The 19,756-nt window shown below is 41.6% G+C and carries 18 protein-coding genes; 16 read left to right on the forward strand and 2 right to left on the reverse strand.

The features are described 5' to 3' along the window. Nucleotides 1-239: 239 nt before the first annotated feature. The 7 genes from NI465_RS09585 to hisC all read left to right on the forward strand — a co-directional run bounded on the left by NI465_RS09585 (nucleotide 240) and on the right by hisC (nucleotide 7,286). Entirely contained in the window at nucleotides 240-1,691 is a 1,452-nt protein-coding gene (locus NI465_RS09585) for an RNA polymerase factor sigma-54 (protein ID WP_071851365.1), read from the forward strand. A gap of 184 nt (nucleotides 1,692-1,875) precedes the next feature. Then, nucleotides 1,876-2,208 carry a ribosome hibernation-promoting factor, HPF/YfiA family gene (hpf, locus tag NI465_RS09590; protein ID WP_004730744.1) on the forward strand — a complete coding sequence of 111 codons (333 nt, stop codon included), beginning with the start codon at nucleotides 1,876-1,878 and terminating at the stop codon, nucleotides 2,206-2,208. A 133-nt stretch (nucleotides 2,209-2,341) separates the two neighbouring features. Next, on the forward strand, nucleotides 2,342-2,593 hold the full coding sequence (ibaG, locus tag NI465_RS09595; protein ID WP_004730742.1) for a BolA family iron metabolism protein IbaG: 252 nt from the start codon (nucleotides 2,342-2,344) through the stop codon (nucleotides 2,591-2,593). A gap of 7 nt (nucleotides 2,594-2,600) precedes the next feature. Next, nucleotides 2,601-3,857, forward strand: a complete 1,257-nt coding sequence (gene murA, locus NI465_RS09600; RefSeq protein WP_005250995.1) for a UDP-N-acetylglucosamine 1-carboxyvinyltransferase — start codon at nucleotides 2,601-2,603, stop codon at nucleotides 3,855-3,857. Further along, on the forward strand, nucleotides 3,857-4,558 hold the full coding sequence (hisG, locus tag NI465_RS09605; RefSeq protein WP_004646025.1) for an ATP phosphoribosyltransferase: 702 nt from the start codon (nucleotides 3,857-3,859) through the stop codon (nucleotides 4,556-4,558). The genes murA and hisG overlap by 1 nt, the downstream gene beginning before the upstream one ends. A gap of 186 nt (nucleotides 4,559-4,744) precedes the next feature. Continuing rightward, entirely contained in the window at nucleotides 4,745-6,049 is a 1,305-nt protein-coding gene (gene hisD / locus NI465_RS09610) for a histidinol dehydrogenase (protein WP_005250997.1), read from the forward strand. Nucleotides 6,050-6,197: 148 nt separating this feature from the next. Further along, the gene (gene hisC / locus NI465_RS09615) at nucleotides 6,198-7,286 is read left to right on the forward strand and encodes a histidinol-phosphate transaminase (protein WP_005251000.1); all 1,089 of its coding nucleotides are present in this window, start codon (nucleotides 6,198-6,200) and stop codon (nucleotides 7,284-7,286) included. Nucleotides 7,287-7,395: 109 nt separating this feature from the next. Here the strand turns inward: hisC and NI465_RS09620 are convergent, their stop codons facing one another. After that, nucleotides 7,396-8,727, reverse strand: a complete 1,332-nt coding sequence (locus tag NI465_RS09620; RefSeq protein WP_005251001.1) for an anthranilate synthase component I family protein — start codon at nucleotides 8,725-8,727, stop codon at nucleotides 7,396-7,398. A gap of 259 nt (nucleotides 8,728-8,986) precedes the next feature. Between NI465_RS09620 and filA the strand changes: the two genes are divergently transcribed. The 6 genes from filA to filF all read left to right on the forward strand — a co-directional run bounded on the left by filA (nucleotide 8,987) and on the right by filF (nucleotide 17,057). After that, a complete protein-coding gene (gene filA, locus NI465_RS09625) occupies nucleotides 8,987-10,036 on the forward strand; it encodes a putative pilus system protein FilA (RefSeq protein ID WP_180038487.1) in 1,050 nt (349 codons plus the stop codon). A gap of 188 nt (nucleotides 10,037-10,224) precedes the next feature. Beyond that, nucleotides 10,225-11,058 carry a putative pilus system C39 family peptidase FilB gene (gene filB, locus NI465_RS09630; RefSeq protein ID WP_148335223.1) on the forward strand — a complete coding sequence of 278 codons (834 nt, stop codon included), beginning with the start codon at nucleotides 10,225-10,227 and terminating at the stop codon, nucleotides 11,056-11,058. Nucleotides 11,059-11,092: 34 nt separating this feature from the next. Further along, the gene (filC, locus tag NI465_RS09635; RefSeq protein WP_253145118.1) at nucleotides 11,093-12,298 is read left to right on the forward strand and encodes a putative pilus system protein FilC; all 1,206 of its coding nucleotides are present in this window, start codon (nucleotides 11,093-11,095) and stop codon (nucleotides 12,296-12,298) included. 12 nt (nucleotides 12,299-12,310) lie between these two features. Further along, on the forward strand, nucleotides 12,311-13,975 hold the full coding sequence (gene filD, locus NI465_RS09640) for a putative pilus system OmpP1/FadL family transporter FilD (RefSeq protein WP_253145120.1): 1,665 nt from the start codon (nucleotides 12,311-12,313) through the stop codon (nucleotides 13,973-13,975). Between the two features lie 7 nt (nucleotides 13,976-13,982). Continuing rightward, a complete protein-coding gene (gene filE / locus NI465_RS09645; RefSeq protein ID WP_253145121.1) occupies nucleotides 13,983-15,104 on the forward strand; it encodes a putative pilus assembly protein FilE in 1,122 nt (373 codons plus the stop codon). A 21-nt stretch (nucleotides 15,105-15,125) separates the two neighbouring features. After that, nucleotides 15,126-17,057, forward strand: a complete 1,932-nt coding sequence (gene filF, locus NI465_RS09650) for a putative pilus system protein FilF (RefSeq protein WP_253145123.1) — start codon at nucleotides 15,126-15,128, stop codon at nucleotides 17,055-17,057. Nucleotides 17,058-17,117: 60 nt separating this feature from the next. Here the strand turns inward: filF and NI465_RS09655 are convergent, their stop codons facing one another. Continuing rightward, nucleotides 17,118-17,666, reverse strand: coding sequence for an NUDIX hydrolase (locus NI465_RS09655; protein WP_171066770.1), 549 nt, complete (start codon nucleotides 17,664-17,666; stop codon nucleotides 17,118-17,120). A gap of 123 nt (nucleotides 17,667-17,789) precedes the next feature. Here NI465_RS09655 and NI465_RS09660 point away from each other — a divergent pair, with 123 nt between their 5' ends. The 3 genes from NI465_RS09660 to tsaB all read left to right on the forward strand — a co-directional run bounded on the left by NI465_RS09660 (nucleotide 17,790) and on the right by tsaB (nucleotide 19,752). Beyond that, on the forward strand, nucleotides 17,790-18,398 hold the full coding sequence (locus tag NI465_RS09660) for an NUDIX hydrolase (RefSeq protein WP_004279164.1): 609 nt from the start codon (nucleotides 17,790-17,792) through the stop codon (nucleotides 18,396-18,398). A 24-nt stretch (nucleotides 18,399-18,422) separates the two neighbouring features. Further along, a complete protein-coding gene (locus NI465_RS09665; protein ID WP_171066775.1) occupies nucleotides 18,423-18,950 on the forward strand; it encodes a gamma carbonic anhydrase family protein in 528 nt (175 codons plus the stop codon). Between the two features lie 136 nt (nucleotides 18,951-19,086). Continuing rightward, nucleotides 19,087-19,752 carry a tRNA (adenosine(37)-N6)-threonylcarbamoyltransferase complex dimerization subunit type 1 TsaB gene (gene tsaB, locus NI465_RS09670; RefSeq protein WP_253145125.1) on the forward strand — a complete coding sequence of 222 codons (666 nt, stop codon included), beginning with the start codon at nucleotides 19,087-19,089 and terminating at the stop codon, nucleotides 19,750-19,752. The last annotated feature ends 4 nt before the right edge of the window (nucleotides 19,753-19,756 follow it).

Below are 19,756 nucleotides of genomic sequence, written 5' to 3' on the forward strand. Positions count from 1 at the left end.
AGTGTGGGGTTACCCATGTGAGAGTAAGTCATCGCCAGCTCATTATTCCAAAATCCCCCTCCGCCAAGGCAGAGGGGGATTTTTTTATGCGAAAAATTAAGTATTTAAACAATTATTAGTCGCGAAAGACTAGAAATTTAAAATCCAATTTGTATGTTTTTTGGTAAATCTGTGTTATAAAAAATAAAACGGCATAAAAATTGCTTATAAAACGGGATTTTCTATTAAGGGGGGTAACAATGAGATTATCAGTGGGTATAAAAATTGCGAACTCGCTGTCATTAACTCCACAATTACAGCAGGCAATTCGGCTATTACAACTTTCAAGTCTGGAATTGGAACAAGAAGTTCAGTTGCAACTTGATAGTAATCCTCTATTAGAAAAAGTTGAAGAGCAAATTACCCTTGAAAGCTTATCTACAATTGAGTCAAATAATGAAAATCAAGATCTAACTAATCAACTTAATGCCGATCATCTGCCTGATGACTTACCTGTAGATACCGATTGGGATGATGTCTATACCCATCAACCTACAAGTCTGGGGGCAGCCGAGTTCGAAGAGCGTGAAGATAATCGTCAAGGGCATCAGAGCCTGCAAGAATATATGCTAGAACAAATTAATCTGCTGAATTTTTCACAGGTTGATAAATTAATCGCTTATTGCATAGTCGATTCTTTGGACGACAAAGGTTTTTTAGATGCTGAGTTGAGTGAAATTACTGCATCAGTACAACATTTACTCTCTTCTATGGGGTCTGAAGAAGAAATTGAAGATGATGAGGTTGCCGTTGTATTAAAGCATATCCAGCGTTTGGATCCGGTAGGTGTAGGTTCTAGAAGCTTGGCAGAATGCCTATTGGTTCAACTTGATAATTTACCTGCGTCAACCCCTTGCCGAAATGATGCGATCAAACTTCTGCAACATTATGAATTGTTGATTACCAATGAGCTTCCTAAGCTGATCAAACAGACTGGCTTAAATCCAGAACAGTTGCGCTGTGCTGTAGATTTGCTAAAAACCTTAAAACCGCATCCAGGTCTGGAATTTGAAAACAAGGAATCGGATTATCAGGTGCCAGATGTTGTGGTGATGAAAAAGAATAACTGCTGGCAAGTCAATTTAAACTCGGATGTACTGCCAAAGTTACGCGTCAATTCTTTTTATGCCAAAATGATTCGTCGTGCAGATCAAAGCGATGATAATCAGTACCTGCGTAATCAGATGCTGGAAGCGAAGAACTTTATCAAAAGTATCGATGAACGGCATAAAACATTATTGAAAGTCGCGACTTGTATTGTAGAACATCAAAAAATGTTCTTGGAAATTGGGGCGGAAGGCATGAAACCTCTGGTTTTAAGAGATATTGCCGAAGAAGTCGAATTGCATGAATCTACAGTTTCTCGTGTAACCACCAATAAATATATGCTGACCCCACGTGGATTGTTCGAGTTGAAATATTTCTTCTCGAGTCATGTCGGGACTACTTCAGGTGGTGAAGCATCTTCTACTGCTATTCGTGCCAAAATCAAAAAACTGATTTCCGAAGAAAATGCCCGTAAGCCTCTGTCTGATAATGCAATTGCCAATATGTTAAAAGATGAAGGCATTGATGTGGCACGGCGTACGGTGGCGAAATATCGTGAATCGTTACATATTCCTTCATCTTCTGAGCGAAAAGTCTTGATCTAAAATTTGAAATCTGGCTATTCTAGAGATTCATTATGACAACATAATGAATCTTTTTTCTTTTGAGGATCAGTAAGATTGATTTGATTCAGGACTTAAAATACGGATATTTTATTTATAAGTTACTGTATTTAAATTATTTTATATTGAGACTCTTCTAATCCTAACGAAGGTGAGGGATAGAACTATGCAAATAACAATTCGTGGACATCATTTATCGATTACGCCAGCTATTGAAGAAAGTATAAAAACCAAGTTTTCACAGATGACGAAGCACCTGGATCAGGTGAATAGTATGCAAGTGAAACTCTCGAAAGATCATCAAATTGATAAACGCTCTAGAAAGGGCAGTAGTAATCATATCGCAGAGGCTATTATCCGATTACCGGGCATTGAATTTTTTGCTCACGCCACCGCAGATGATATGTATACCTCAATTAAAATATTGACCGAAAAATTGAAACGGCAGATTGATCGATACCGGGAAATGCATTTACAGCAGCATCCTTTAGCTCTATAAAGGACAAATGATGAAAAAGAGGTTTTAAAAGCCTCTTTTTTTTATATATATAATGTATGGATCCATGAATTATTTTTGCTATTTATAGTAAAATGGCTCGTTTTACACCCTTAGTCCTATAAGAGGTCTTGTGATGAATAATGAACAGCTCGCTGAAATTTTAGAAGCCGCTTTTCCAGAGGCGGATGTTGCTGTGAGTGGTCAGGGCGGAAAATTTGATCTCCGTATTGTGGATGATCAATTTGAAGGTAAGCGTCCAGTTGCACGCCAACAAGCTGTTTATGCTCCTCTCAATGCCCATATTGCCAGTGGTGCAGTTCACGCAGTAACGATTCGCGCGATGACAAAAGAAGAATGGCGCAAAGCAAGCTTATTTGGAGCTTAATCATTTAATGGATAAATTTTTAATTCAGGGCGGTATCAAGCTCGAAGGTGAAGTGCGCATTTCTGGTGCAAAGAATGCAGCACTTCCATTATTGGCAGCAATGATTCTTGCTGATACCCCGATTACGCTCAGAAATGTTCCTAATCTAAAAGATGTCAATACGTTGGTGAAGCTGATTGCTGGTCTTGGGATCACCATGACTTATGAAGGCGATACGGTTGTTGCTGATACTTCTACATTAGATAACCAGTTCGCACCGTATGAGCTCGTAAAAACTATGCGTGCTTCTATTTTGGTGCTTGGTCCATTATTGGCGCGCTATGGCAGTGCAAAAGTGTCTTTACCAGGCGGTTGTGCGATTGGTTCCCGTCCTGTCGATCAGCATTTGAAAGCTTTAGAAGCTTTAGGCGCCGAGATTGAAGTCGAAGCCGGTTATGTACATGCCAAAGTCGATGGTCGCCTGAAAGGTGGCGAAGTTGTCTTTGATATGGTGACTGTGGGTGGGACAGAAAATATTCTGATGGCTGCCGTGTTGGCCGATGGTGTGACCACGATTCGCAATGCAGCACGTGAACCTGAGATCACTGATCTTGCGCAAATGCTGATCAAGATGGGTGCCAAGATTGAAGGTCTAGATACCGATACTTTAATTGTGACCGGTGTCGAACGTCTGCATGGCTGTGAATATGCGGTTGTTGCTGACCGGATTGAAACCGGTTCATATCTGGCAGCAGCAGCGATCACTGGCGGTCGTATCAAAACCACGCATACTGATCCGTCCCTGATGGAAGCGGTGCTGGACAAGTTTGAAGAAATGGGCGCAGAAGTGACCCGTGGTGACGACTGGATTGAACTGGATATGCTGGGTAAACGTCCGAAAGCTGTCAGCTTCCAAACCTTACCACATCCAGAATTTCCAACCGATATGCAAGCCCAGATTATGGCTGTGAATGCCATTGCTCAAGGCTTTGCGACAATTTCTGAAACGATTTTTGAAAACCGTTTCATGCATGTTCCTGAATTGGCACGTATGGGTGCCAATATTCAGGTAGAAGGTAATGAGGCTGTGGTAACGGGTGTAGAAAAACTTTCTGCCGCACCCGTAATGGCAACAGATTTACGTGCTTCGTTCTCTTTGGTGCTGGCAGCACTTGCCGCTGAAGGTGAAACGCTGATTGACCGCATTTATCATATTGACCGCGGTTATGAAGATGTAGAAGCAAAGTTACAAAGTTTAGGTGCCCAAATTAAGCGAGTAAATTAATGAGCGATATGAGAAACGATGATCCAAACTTTGACGTAATGGGCAATTTTGATCATGGTTTAACTTTGGCATTAAGTAAGGGGCGTATCTTAAAAGAGACTTTACCTTTGCTAGAAACAGCAGGGATTAATCTTTTAGAAGATCCTGATAAGTCTCGTAAACTGATTTTCCCGACCACGCATAAACAGGTTCGTATCTTAATTTTACGTGCTTCAGATGTACCGACTTATGTTGAAAATGGTGCAGCCGATATTGGCGTGGCCGGTAAAGATGTATTGATGGAACATGGTGCACAAAATGTCTATGAACCATTGGACCTGAAAATTGCGGTATGTAAATTGATGACCGCCGGTAAGGTGGGGATGCAACGTCCTAAAGGTCGCTTAAAAATTGCGACCAAGTACGTGAATTTGACCCGTCAATACTATGCCAGCTTGGGTGAGCAGGTTGATGTGATCAAGCTGTATGGCTCCATGGAACTTGCACCACTGGTCGGTCTGGGCGATTACATTGTTGACGTCGTAGATACAGGTAATACCTTGCGTGCCAATGGTCTGGAGCCACTTGAAGAAATTTGCAAAGTGTCTTCGCGTTTAATCGTGAATAAAGCCAGCTTCAAGCGTAAGCAAGCGTTGTTAAATCCGATTCTGGCACAGCTTGAAAAAGCCGTAGAAGAACGTGAAAAGGCCAAACAGGCTTAAATTTGTTGCATAAAAAACCGTCCTTTTAGGGCGGTTTTTTTTATTCGATTGAACATAAATACGATGTAAATTCTTTCATTAATTTTACCAAAAGCTATTTCCAATAAAACTCATAGGGCTAGAGCACTATAGCTGCCGACAAAAGTCTGGAAAACAGGTAAACTAAAGCCTTCGAATTCAAACCTGATGGGTAAATTGATGCGACGTTTATCGACCCAAGATCAAAACTTCAAGCAAGCATTTGCTGACTTGTTGGCTTTTGAAACTGTTAATGATCCTGAACTTTTAAAAACTGTAGATCAAATTATTGCTGATGTTCGTCAGCATGGTGATGCTCAAGTTCTTAAACTCACTCAACAGTTCGATCGACATCCGGCGCATCAATTTTCAGATTTAGAGTTAAGCCAAGAGCAACTGCAAGCTGCCTTCGAGGGTTTGACGACTGAAGTGCGCGAAGCTTTAGAGCTTGCTGCAGCACGCGTGCGCGAGTTTCACCAGGCACAAAAACAGGACGGCTGGACCTATGTCGATGCTTTAGGAAATACGCTTGGTCAGAAAGTCACTCCACTGGATCGTGTTGGGATTTATGTGCCGGGTGGTCTGGCTTCTTATCCATCTTCAGTATTGATGAATGCTGTGCCTGCTCATGTAGCGGGAGTTCCTGAAATTATTATGGTGGTACCTGCACCGAATGGTGATTTAAATCCATTGGTACTGGCGGCTGCCTATCTGGCAGGTGTGACACGTGTCTTCACGATTGGTGGCGCACAAGCGGTTGCGGCATTAGCTTACGGTACAGAAACGGTCCCACCGGTCGATAAAATTACCGGCCCAGGCAACCGTTTTGTTGCTGCGGCAAAACGTGCGGTGTTTGGTCAGGTCGGTATCGACATGATTGCAGGACCTTCTGAAATTCTGGTGTATGCCGAAGGCCAAAATAATGCTGAATGGTTGGCGATGGATTTACTTTCGCAAGCTGAACATGACACTGTGGCACAAGCCATTTTCATCACACCAGATGAACAGTTGCTGAATGAGGTTGAACAGGCGATTGAAATGCACCTGGCAATATTGCCAAAGGCAGAAATTGCCCGTACTTCGATTGCCAATCGTGGTGCTTTAGTCTTGGTAAAAGACCGTCAAGAAGCGTCAGATTTGATTAATCAGGTAGCGCCTGAGCATTTGATGTTATGTTTAGATGATGCAGAAGCAATGTCTGATAGCATTCGTCATGCAGGTGCAATCTTTATGGGTCGTTATACGCCTGAAGCCATTGGTGATTACTGTGCCGGGCCAAACCATGTCTTGCCAACTTCAGGTACTGCGCGTTTTTCATCGCCACTTGGTGTCTATGATTTCCAGAAGCGTTCAAGTTTGATCATGTGCTCACAAGAAGGTGTAAAAACTTTAGCAAAAACTGCGGATATCTTGGCGCAACAAGAGAACTTGGATGCACATGCACAGTCAGCACGTTATCGTTATCAATCATAAATAGCATTACAACCTCTCCCTGACCCTCTCCTAAAAGGAGAGGAGAATTTAAACCACAAAAATCTTGTGTCTTTATTAATGAAAATTCCTCTCTTGCGCCATATATGGCTCAGGGAGAGGTTAGGAGAGGGTTTAAAGAGAATATAAAATGAATATCACAACAGAACAAATGCGTTTTTGGAGTCCTGAAGTACGTGAATTAGAACCGTATACCCCAGGCGAACAACCAAAAATCCAGAATATTTTAAAACTTAATACCAATGAAAATCCGTATCCACCATCACCCAAAGTGGTAGAAGCGGTTCAAAAGGTACTTGCGAATTCGGCGGATGTTTTGCGTCTGTATCCTGACCCGGATGCATCAGAGTTGAAACAGGCGATCGCTAAACAGCAAAATGTACCTGTAGACACTGTCTTTGTCGGCAATGGCTCAGACGAAGTCTTGGCACATATCTTTAAGGCTTTTTTTGTTCAAAAACAGCCTCTGCTTTATCCAGATATTACCTATAGTTTCTATCCGGTTTATAGTCAGTTTTTTGGCGTCAAAACCAAAATCTTACCATTGAATGATGACTTTGAAATTGTTGTGGATGACTATAAACAAGCTAATGGCGGCATTATTATTACTAATCCTAATGCGCCGACCAGTATTGATCTAGGTTTGGCTGCGATTGAAGAAATTCTGCAAGCCAATCCGGATTCAGTGGTGGTGATTGATGAAGCCTATGTGGATTTTGGTGCTGAATCAGCAGTTAAGCTGGTTGAGAAATATGAGAATTTAGTCGTATGTCAAACCACATCGAAGTCACGTTCTCTTGCGGGTTTGCGTGTTGGTTTTGCGATTGCTCAGTCCCATTTAATTGCAGCACTGGAAGCAGTCAAAAATAGCTTTAACTCTTATCCGATGGACCGTTTTGCGATTGCTGCAGCGGTCGCTTCATTTGAAGATCAAGCCTACTTTGAAGCACAAAATGCAAAAGTGATTACGAGTCGTGAAAAGTTGGTGTCCCAATTAAATGAGCTTGGTTTTAAAGTTTTACCATCGAGTGCCAACTTTATTTTTGCCTCATTGCCATCTAAGGATGCAGGTAAGTTGGCCAGCGAACTACGTGAACGTGGCATTATCGTGCGTTATTTTAACAAGCCACGTATTAACCAGTTCTTAAGAATTACCATTGGTACAGATGAGCAAAATCAGCGTTTAGTCGATACACTAAAAAATGAGATTTTGGTGTGATTAAAATCCCTCTTAGCCTCCCTTTGAAAAGGGAGGATTTCCCTCCTTTACTAAAGGAGGGTTAGGGTGGATTTGTAGAAAAAAGCGAGTCAAATGATTCGCTTTTTATTTATTTAGGCTGATACCACGTATTTAACAGATCCAGCATCGCTGAAACTTTATCAAAACATTCTTGATATTCTGCATCACAATCCGAAGAAATGGTAATACCACCACCCGCCCATAAAGAAACATCTTCTTGATATTTTTGGATGGAACGAATCAGAATGTTCCAGGAACCGGTACCATCAAAATTAAAATAACCCATTGATCCACAATAAGCCCCACGTGCTGCACCTTCCAGTTCAGCAATAATCTGCATGGCACGAATTTTAGGTGCACCCGTAATTGAGCCACCTGGTAGGGCTGACATTAACACCTCGAAAGGATTGATATCTGCTTTTAGGGTCGCTTCAACTTCGCTCACCATATGATGCACTTGATTAAAACTTTCGATATTAAATAATTTGGGTGTTTTAACCGAGCCTGTTTCCGCATAAATACTTAAATCATTACGTAATAAATCCACAATCATGACATTTTCTGCTTGATCTTTTTCCGATGCTTTTAAGATTTGTTTAGATTGTTCATCCAGCACGGGATCTGTATAGCGTGGCATGGTGCCTTTAATTGGTTTAGTGATAATTTTCCGATTTTTTTCAAAGTCAATAAATAACTCGGGTGAGCAACTGAGTAATTCAAAATCACCAATACGCAAATAACCGGCATAGGGCGCTTCGGTTAATGTCCAGAATGCTTGGGCAGTTGCTAAGAGGGAGCCTTGGGCACGACCTTTAAACTCTTGGGTCAGATTAATCTGATAGCAGTCACCTGCAACAATATAGTCCTGAATTTTCTGAAAAGCCTGAGTATAAACAGATTTAGTCCAGCGTGAGATACAAGGATTTTTTAAGTGAAATTTCGATTGAATTTTATTTTGCTTAAGTAAGTTCTGAATATAATTGAAAATCTGTTCTGCCTGTGGATCATCACTATAGAACATCCAGCCATCAGGGGTTGGTTTAATGTAGGAAGGAAATTGACCAATAAATAAACCAGGTTGAGGACGGTCTGGATACTGAATATATTGTTGAGCGGCATAATCGTAGCCGATAAAACCAACATAGCCTCCACGAAAGCCATGCTCTTGAGGAGTTTTTAATACATTGATTGCTAAATTAAACTCAGATGGGCTGGATTGGTATTGTTCAATCCCTGTTCTTTTAAAAGACTGAATTTGTGATGTCTGCGCAACAAAATATTCTTGAGCGCAGCAGGCAATAAAAGGCCGACCATTATTATTTAAATACACCAGATGATTCAATGTCTTCAATGCGGATAATAGATCTGTAACCAGACGTGATTCAAACTTTAAGGGACGATGATAGAGAGCTTCGGTCATTCAGTTATGGAGAGTTCGATATGACTTACTATTTTATATCAAGAAGCCAGGAAAATATTTTTAAATCATGAAATACCGTTTATCGGTAAGCGACAGATTGCGACCAACAACAGTTGATCAAAATTTGACTCGACGCTAATTTAAGTGGGCTAGCAAATTACTCAAGGAAAGATGCTTAAGCTGTCAGAAAATAAAAAATACAGCCTAAACACTGAGTAATTCACAACCAAAAAAAATAGTACTCTTGGGAGAGTAAACAATGAAAAAATTTACAAAATTAGTTTTAGCGACTTCAGTTGCATTTAGTGCCAATGCGATGGCGATGCAAGCAATGGATGATGCATCTCTAAGTGAAACAACGGGTCAAGACGGTTTGACAATTGGTATCGGCATCTCGAAAATTGCTATTGAAAAATTATTTATCCATGATAACGACGGTTTAGCGCCAAAAGGTGTTGCAAATGAGGCGGGTTTCGGAGGTACTTCTACAGCAGGTGCGATCGTAATCCGTGGTAAGACTGATACAGCACCTGATGCTGCTGCTCTTGCTGATCCTACTACTGCAACGCATGGTGTAGTAATCGGTGCCAATTATGACAATAATGGTGCCTATTTACTTGCATCCCGTAACCTTGCTGACTTGGTAATTGATTCGGATGCTGGTGCTGGTAATCCTTTCATTAATGTTGCTGCACAAGTATCGGGTCTAGATATCAAAGTTGGCCGAATTGGTGTAACTGCATCTGGTACAGATGATCCGGATTCGATTCGTCGAGGTGGTGCCGGTGTTGTAAACGACATCATTAGTGGTTTTGACGTTAAAACTGGTGTGATAAATGCCAATATTCAACTGGGTGCTGCTCCACAAGGCGCTATGATCAAGATGAATAGTGTAATGGTAGGTGGTCTAGAAATTAAAAACCTAGGTATTTTAGATAACTCGTCTAAAAATAAAGCAGTGGGGCTTGTAGGTACGACTCCAGTGACTACACGTGAAGCCGGTGAGATTTTTGTTGAAAGTATCAAAATTGCAGATGCGGATTCTAATAATTTAACCATTAGTCAGAATATTTCTGTATATAACGATGCTTATGTAGGTACTACAGCTCAGTTAGGTAAGGCAGCGCATGTTCGTATTGTAAGTAATGATACTGGGGCGAAAGACCAATACATTAAAGGTATTCATTTAGGTAACCGTGAAGCAAGATCATCAATTGGTGATATGGAAGTTCAAGGCTTACAAACATTCTACTCTCAAGCTCAGGGTAGTTATACAAAAGGCGCAATTATTACTATTTCAGGTCACTAATCTTTATTTTAAAAAAAGCGCGTGTTTACACGCGCTTTTTTATGACTATATCACTTATCTAAAAAATAAAAAAAATACTGTATTTTTTTGAAAAAACAGGTATCTTTCTAGTTACAGGGAAGTAGAGTGAATGCTCTATAAAAAGAAAAATAGGCACATCATGCCCATTATAAGAAAAGTTAATAATTATGTTAGAGATCGCGTTGGGCTCGGCATTGATGTATTACGCTGCCAAAGAAGCTCTGGATATCAAAAAACAGCCGAATGGTGCTGTTCACTATACTGAAGTTCTTGATTCAAGAAATGACTCTTTTGTACGTATGCACCGTGAAGCTGTGGAAGTAAAACCGGCACTTCTGGATCAATTTCAGGGCATTGTACGTCAAGCTTATGATTATAGTTGTGGTTCAGCAGCACTGACGACCCTCCTCAATGGTTATGTCGGTACGCAGCTGGATGAGCAGCAAGTCATGAGTGGGCTAATGAAATTCGGTGAAACGGATAAAATTGTTGAACGCCGTAGTTTTTCTCTGCTTGATATGAAGCGCTTCGTTTCAGCCTTAGGATTGGAAAGTGGAGGATATCGAGGAGAGTTCAAAGATTTAGTCAATCAAGATCAGCCTGCCATTGTTCCGATTTCTTATGCGGGATTTAAGCATTTTGTAGTTTATAAAGGTTATAAAAATGGCCGGGTTTATGTTGCAGATCCGGCACTTGGTAATATCAGTTTTGAGGAACGGCGTTTTCAGGATATTTGGGAAAATAATACTTTGTTCCTGATTAATGTACCTGAACAATATCGCAAAAATTTTCTAGCATTAAAAGAATCAGATATGCGCCATGTAGAAGATGCTACGATCAATCGCTATGCCTTGGTTGACATGCAGTACCCACAATTTTATATGGAAAAAATTGCTGATAAAGCTTCTACGATCCGTATGGACCGTAATCGTAATACAGAGTCAGAACAATTTGGGGAATATCAACATAACTTCCTGAGACTGTATTACAAGAATAAATAAAACGAAAAACAGTAATAAAAATTAAAATGGTGAAATGGATATGAACAGTAAATGGATGAACAAGACGTTCTTGGCACTGAGCATTCAAATGGTAATGGGCGTTGCATTTGCTGCAGAAGAACCAGCACTAGGTGAATACGAAACGGTTGATGAAGAAGTTGTTGTTGAAACTGCTGCATCTGTACCGGCTCAAACCGGGCAGGTCAAAACGCAGACTGCAGAAGAATCGGAACTAGGTGGATATGAAGCAGTTGAAGAGGCTGCCGTGGAAACAGCAGCACCTGTAGAGACTCAGGCTGGCCAGGTAGTAGATGCATCTCAAGCTTTACAGCAACAAGAAGGAGATGCTACTCAGGCAGCTAATCTGGAAGAAGTATTTACGTCAAATGAACGCCAATACTCTCTGATAAAACAAGGTGAAATTTCATCATATTACGATATTGATTATACCTATTATCGGGACACTCAACTCGATATAGAAATGGCTCAGGGCCAATTGTATCAACTACGTGTTCAAGAAAATGCAACACATAGTATGACTAATACTTTCACTTTCCAATATGGCGTGAAAGATAACCTGACCTTGACTGCCTCCCTACCTTTAGTGGCTAAAACTGACTTGTTAAAAGATACGTCTACTGCAGGCTTGGGTGATATTAGTCTGGGTGCTCGCTGGGAGCCCTTCCCGCTAAAAGCAGGTCGTCTGCCTCTGATTTTATTTGGTAATTTATCAACTAAAACCGGTGACAGCCCTTATGAAATTAATGCCGCGACAGATCTGGCAGCAGGAAAGGGCTATTACTCTGCTGGAGTAGGTGCTAGTACGCGTAAATACATTGATCCAGTCGTATTGTTTGCATCCGTTTCTGCGAACTATGGTTTTAAAGAATCGAGCCTGAATCAGCGTCGAGGTAGCCGGATTATTGAAGAGTTTGAACCGGGTGTTAGTGGAGGCTTTGCCTTTGGTTTCGCATATTCATTTAACTATGATGTTTCGATGACCATGTCCTATCAGCAAAGCTTTAATACTGGTGCGGAATTTAACTATAACACTGGTGAAAGTTATTCTGCTGCAGATCAGACCAGTTCTACCTTTGCAATTTCCTTAGGTGTGCGAGTCTCTCCAGAAACCATTGTTAATGGTACCGTTGGCTTAGGGCTGACCGAAGATGCACCGGATGTTTCGTTGGGATTATCATTCCCACTTGATATTTTAGGTTTTGGTAAAAAAATCAGTTAATAGGGGTGTCGTATGAAAAACATTCGACTTAGCCCGTTATTAACAGGAATTATTCTTGCGGGCTGTTCAAGTTATACCTTTGCACAATTGGGAACCAACCTTTCAGTTGATTTACGTGCACTATCCATGGGGAATGCCGTCACCGCAGATCCTCCAGGGGTCAATGCCATCCACTTTAACCCGGCTGCACTGACTAAAATTGATGGTCTGCAAACCGAACAGCAAATCATTGTGGCTAATTTTGATATCCAGCGTGAGTTTTCAGTACCGGCCGGATATAACGTATTTGGCTATTCTGATGATCCTATTGTCTGTAATGACGGTCCTGAAGTTTCATCTGATTTGTGTACCGATTTTAAAGGCCCAGTCAAAGGCGATGTGGAATATGTCAGCCTGTATGTTCCTTTTCTGAAAAAAATGGTGGATTTAGGCGAAGGTCTTCCTTTGACTGCACCCACGATGGGGATCGCATACAATCCCCCTGGATCGAAAGCCACTTATGCGACTGCTGTTTATGCTCCTCTCATGGCAGGTTTTGGTCATGAAGATGGGAACCCGGCAAACTTTATGGGACAGCAGGTTGCTTTAGAGCGGATTACCTATCTGTCACCATCCATCGGTTATGAGGTCAATGACCAACTGTCGATTGGTGCTTCTATCGGGATGTCTTATCAAGCCATCGGGATGAAAACGGACTTGCGTTTCCCGAATGAGTTGATTGGGATGTTGCGTATGATCGACGAAGTCGTGTGTACGCCGTTTAAAGAAAATTCCGACATTATTACAGATATTCTTTTGCTCGGGATCTGTAATGCGGATGAGGGGATGAACCCATTTGGCAAGTTTGGTCAAATGCAACTGGAGCTTGAGCAGAACTTAAGCCCAAGTTATAACCTGGGAATATTGTGGGAACCGCGCGAAGACTTTAGTTTTGGTATGGTGTACCAAAGTGCTGCAAAAATGCGCTTAAAAGGTAAATATCATATTGATAATGCCAAAGCTCCTCAGGAAATGATTAAAGGTTTAATGACCTCACCGACCGGCCAGATTCTGGCTGCAATTCTTGGATTTCCTAATTACATACCATCGAGTGAATCTGGTCTGGTGTCGCAGGATTTTGAATATCCGGCGCATTTTCAGGCAGGTATCAAATATAAAGTGATACCAGATTTGCAAGTGAATTTTGATATTGGCTGGACAGATTACAAGGTCTGGGACGAATTTAAATTCGAATTTGATCGTACTATTTCAGCCCTAAAAATTGCCAAAATTTTGTCTGCCAATGTTACTGACTCAACCTTGGCTTTACCGATGGGATTTGAATCGCCGTGGAACTTTGGTATCGGGATGGAGTATTCCGCTACAGACCGTTTGAAGCTTCGGGCAGGTTATGAACCACGGACCAGTGCTATTCCAAAAAATAAGCGTAATACCATGGTACCGATCAATGGTGCACAGTTATTTGGTTTAGGTGTGGGTTACCGTTTTGATGCAGACACTGATCTGGATCTATCAATTGGTTTCTTGCGTAGCAAAGATCAGATTCCAGCAAATACCAGTAGTTTAGCCAACCAGACAGGGGTAAATAACCTGTTATTAAACCCATATGCAGGTTTAAACGTAAAAACAGATACCAAAATTACAATTTTAGGTTTGAACTATCGCACGCGTTGGTAAGGGAAAAATGATCAAGACAAGGAACGTTGGATTGACAGCGGTACTGGCATTAAATCTGGTATCCGTGTCTTTTTATACAAGCGCTAAAGAATTTATTACGATTATTGGTCCGGATGGACGACCATTAGTCGTACCCCGTAATAATGCAGAGAAAAAAACTGAAGACAAATCTCGATTGTTGAAAAAAGTAGAAGCTGCAATAGTTCAGCCTGTAACTGTAAGACAAAACATAGAAAAATTGCCCGTCGTAGAAAATAGGCAAGTTAAACTTAAGCATGACCATAATATGGTTGTACAACCAGTACAACCAGCACAACTGCATACTGTGCAAGAAAAGATTCAGTCTAAACCACAATTAAAACCTGAATCTCAAGCTATTCAAAATCCTGATATTGGAGCTGGATCTTCTGTTGCTACTATACAAAAACCGGGATTTAGCCAAGTTGAAGGCATTGAATATGTGGATAGTGAGTATCTGGAAAATAAAGAATTTAATTTGGAAGGCAAAAAACGTTTCTATAGCATGCCCGAAGGAGTAGTAGATAAAAATATTGGAACTACCCGGATCCAGACAATTGAACGTGAAAAAGGGGTGGGACAATCCGTATTAAAATCCTTGTTTCAAACGCCAGAAGTAGATTCTGGTCCTGTAGTACTGGCTCAAAGTTATTATCGTATTTCACAGTCGGAGACCATCGATAGCTTGGGCAAGCAGTGTTTTAATGATAAGAAAATTAAAAAAGCGAAAGAAATCAGCCTTAAAAAAGCAGTTAACCTGTGGCCTCGCGCACCTCTTAAAGCAGACGAATTTGATTTTGAAGTGGTAAAGCTTCAATCCGATATCCAGAATATTCAGATCAACTCTTATGCTTCTAGCCAGAAAAATCCAACGTATTATTGGCCTTTTGTTGTGTTTTTAGACAGTCGCGGCTGTGTGCTTGAAGGAGCGGGCGGTTTTAAAAATCAGGAAGGCCAGGCGAATATTATTCAACATGAGCGTATCGAAGGGGTTCTCCAGATTCCTGCTCAAAGTGAATATATATTATTGACGCCTTTGGCCTCAGCAATAGATGTTGAAGACAAGATGCTGACAAATCATGGACAACTAAAATTAGTCGCCATTCGATAAGGACTATTCGAGTACAAAAAGATGAAAAATAAAATATTATTTCCATTTGCTTTAACTACACTTTTAACGGCACTGAGTGGGTGTGGTGGGGAAAGTGCCAATGTCATTCCAGAAAAAAATGATGAAGCCACGACCAATGGTACTTGTATCCCAGGTACAACTAACTGTGTGGAATGGGGGCTGGAATATCCGCTCGATGGTTTGAACTTTAACTGTAGTAGCGATACAGAAAATACCTTTATTACGTTATTTGATAGTAAAAACGGGGTTGCTTCTGGAACCTGTCAAAAGACGGATAATATTGAGTTTTATATTCAAAGTTTTGCTTCGCGCAAGATTAATTTAGGTCAAATTAAACTCAGCGATTATGCTAGTTTTAGTGCCCAGACCCAGCTGCCGCGTTTAAGTGTAATCGATATTGCAACTGGGATTGCTCGACGTCCGGTAGGTGATTTGGTGCCTAATGATCCTACCGTTCAGGTGGCCATGCGTCTGGTTAAAATTCTGCAAGCTTTGGCGTTAGAAGAAGGGCGTATTATTAATCCATCTGATGTACAACCTTTGTATATTACTGAAGAGATGCGTAAAGACCTGGCGAAAACCAGTGAGAATATCAATCTGATGGATGCCGATTTGGCGACCAAAATTAAAGATTTTGTTGATATCAGCACAATTTCGGATGAGGTGGCTTTTGCCACCGTTAAAAAACTGGTGACGATTGCTAACGCAGCCGTGTATCAGCCAGAATTTTCATTATTCTCAACTTCAGGCGTAATTGGTAGTAACCTGACGGGTTCAGATGGACTGGTGGGCTGTAATCAAAGCCCTTGTGATATTAAGAATAAGAATACTAAATATTTATTTGGCCATTTTATGCTGATTACCGATCGCCAGGGCTATACCTTTGGCAGCGGCTTACAATGGCGTGATAATGAGTTAACTCTGGCTAAAGAAAATTTATCTTCCTTAGGGGGGATTAATGCTCAACTCATCCGTAAGGTGAAACCGGTACAAATGACCGCTGATCCGCAAAGTTCATGGATTCATCCAACCAGTAAAACCATTAACACGCCTTACCGCTTGAATATTGCAAATAATGCGACTCCGCTTGAGTTGTATCAAGGCAGATTATTGAATGATTATGTGATCGCCGGTAAAGAAGCTTTCTATAAGATGGTGACTGACAAAAAATCGCTGGATACTTCCGATCAAGCCAACTTGGGGTTGTGGCGTTTGCAGGCCGATGGGGAAAACTATACGGGAAGCGTTGATCTATATAAGATTTTCCCAATTAGTTATCTGGATCGTCAGGTCTTTAAAACAGCGCAGAACGTGGCAGATAAGGAGAAATATATCTTCCCAATGTATGCCAATCTGGAATTTAAATTTACAGATAGCACTGTCAGCCCAATTACTTTAGGAATTGTAATTGACAGTAATGGTGATGTACGCACCAATATGCAATCCTCTAGTAGTTTTGCGACTGATCCGGTGAATGGCTGTCAAGGTGATGTATTGGCAGCTACGCTCTTAGATCATCAAGGCATACAACAATATCGCCTTGGAACTTTGGGACGTGCATTTGTGGCTGATAAAGCGGTTTCCATGCGCCTGATTTTGGCCAATGAAAAGTTTGGTAATATCAATGGCGCATTGGTAGGGGTAGATTCACGCATCCAGTCTTCACCGGATTCTAGGGATTCGATTGTGATCGGTGGTGCGCTGCTCAATTTGTCTAATGTGCTGGATACTAATGTTGGCCAGAATGGGCGTGTAACTTTCCTGAATTCGGCAGGTGATGGGGTACAATGGGCCAATACCTATGCGAGTTTTCAAAAAGTTTATAATAATAACAATGAGGGTGAAACACCGGCAGATATTAGCCTGGCAAAATTAAACGGTGGTTCGGTTGAGTTTAAACTCGCGGATTGCTATCAAGTCAAAGCTAAATAATATTCCTTAGAAATAAAAAAAAATCCCATCTTAGTATGGGATTTTTTATACAGATTAGATTTAACCCGTGTGGTCTAGACGTGTGCCTAAGGTTTCCAGATGCATTGGGAAAGTGTTGCTTTTACGATCTTCAAAATAATGTCTGAGGGTGTGTTCTACACTCGGGAAGGCTAGTTCGGTCCAGGGAATATCTGCTTCATCAAATAAACGTGTTTCGATGGTCTCTTCACCCGCACCAAATTTTCCATCAATCAGATTGGCTTTAAATAGCACATAAATCTGACCAATACGTGGAATGTTATACATACAGTACAGCTGTTCAATGTCTACTTCAGCTTCGGCTTCTTCGCGGGTTTCCCGTGCAGCCCCTTGCTCCATGGTTTCAAACAGTTCCATATAGCCGGCAGGTAAAGTCCATAAGCCGTAGCGTGGTTCAATGGCACGACGGCAGAGCAGTACTTTGTTTTCGAATAAGACCAAAGCGCCACAAATAACTTTCGGATTAATGTAATGAATAGAGCCGCATGAATCACATACGCTGCGAATTTGCTGATCGCCCAAAGGAATTTTAGCAGTGGTTTTATGTCCACAATTCGCACAGAAGTTCATATTCATCATCAATGATAAAAGTATGCTCAGGATAACTGAAAAAGCAAAATTTGGCATCATTTCTCTCCCGCCCCGACTAAAATCGGCTATGATGAAATTATGATCATCGTCAGGGTTGAAAGAATGGATGCATGTGAATTGACACAAAGGTTGCAGCAACGCTTACGTTTTTCCAAGCGTATCCGATCTGCGCATGCTGCCGTGTTGATTGCAATTACAGATGAAGCTGATCCGAAAGTATTGCTGACGCGCCGTTCAGCTTATTTGAATAATCATGCTGGAGAAGTCTCATTTCCGGGTGGCAAGCGCGATCCGCAAGATACCAGTAATATTGTGGTGGCTCTAAGAGAAGCCTATGAGGAAACGGCACTCAATCCTTTTGATGTACATTTAATGGGTGATTTGCCGATGCAAAAAGCCCGCAATGGCATGCTGGTCAAACCGATTGTGGGACTGATTCCTCCGCAAGTGAAGCTGATTCCACAACCGACGGAAATCGACCGGATTTTCTTTGCCTCATTGCAGCATTTACTTGAAGTGACGCCCACACCTTATGAAGTTCGCTTTGCTCAGCAATCCTTATATTTTCCGAGTATGCGGGTAGAAAATGAAGTGGTTTGGGGCTTGACCGCACGTATGTTGATTTCTTTATTTCAATATGGGCTGGATTATAAAAAAGACTGGCCATTCTTGCTTAATTCTCCAACTTTTAAACGCTCCAAATTTTTTTAACCATTGAACAGGATTTTATCAATGTTGTACAAATTTCAGGGATATATACCTACCGCTACACATCAGCCATGGGATGGCTGGGTGGCACCAACCGCAACCGTGATTGGGCAAGTTGAACTTGGGCGACAAGTCAGTATCTGGTTCGGTGCCGTAGTACGTGCAGATAACAGTAAAATTAAATTGGGTGACTTTAGTAATGTGCAGGAAAATGCAGTGTTGCATACGGATGCAGGCATTGAGATGCACATTGGTGATTATGTGACAATCGGCCATCAGGCCATGCTGCATGGTTGTACCATTGGCGATAACAGCCTGATCGGGATTCAGGCGGTCATTCTGAACAATGCCGTGATTGGGAAGAATTGTATTATTGGTGCCAATGCCTTGATTCCGGAAGGCAAGATCATTCCAGACAATTCTGTGGTGATGGGCTCACCCGGTAAAGTGGTGAAAACGCTGGATGATGACAGTATTCAAAAATTAACAATGAGCGCCATGCATTATGCCGAGCATTTTCAGAAATTTCAGGATTTGGAAGAAGTGCAACTCTAAGGCACTCTTTTAATGAGTGAATCATAAGCCTAGATTTTCTAGGCATTTTTGTATCTGTTTCGGGAAAATCTCGCGTAGCGGATATGAGTGGAGTATCATATCCGCGTTTTTTATATTCTCTGAATTAAGGTTGTGCATGAAAGTGCTGGCATTGGAGACTGCCAATGAGCAGTGTTCCGTTTCTGTAATCGATGATACTCAAGAACTATTTTTTCAGCTTGATGCGCGCGCCAAGGCACAAACGCAAACGATTCTCCCGATGATTGAACAAGGTCTGCAAGATCTTGGGCTGGCCATTGCTGATTTGACCGCGATTGCCTTTAGTCGTGGTCCGGGTTCTTTTAGCGGTGTGCGTATTAATGCTGCCGTGACTCAGGCCTTGGCCTGGTCAAATGATGTGCCGGTGATTCCGGTGTCAACTTTGCAGGCTTTGGCACAAGCAGCCTACCGTTTGCATGGTCTGACTGAAGTGTCTGCGGTATTGGATGCCCGCATGAGCGAAGTCTATATCGCGAGCTATCAACTGGATGCCCAAGGAATTATGCAATCGGTCGATGATGAGCAACTGTTAAGTTATGCAGAAGGTAGCCAAGCTGTGCGCTTTACCCCGGTTGGCTCAGGTGCTGAACTGGTACAAAGCGAAACTTCAATTTATAAAGATGTGCATGCGACCGCACAGGATATTGCCAGCATTGCACGTGCAGCGGCACAAGTAGAAAAATGGGTGAGTGCAGAATTGGCATTACCCGTATATTTACGCGATAACGCGTGGAAAAAAATTCCAGAACAAGGCAAAGCATAATTAA

This window comes from Acinetobacter lwoffii (assembly GCF_024129855.1).
Classification (GTDB): Bacteria; Pseudomonadota; Gammaproteobacteria; order Pseudomonadales; family Moraxellaceae; genus Acinetobacter; species Acinetobacter lwoffii_L.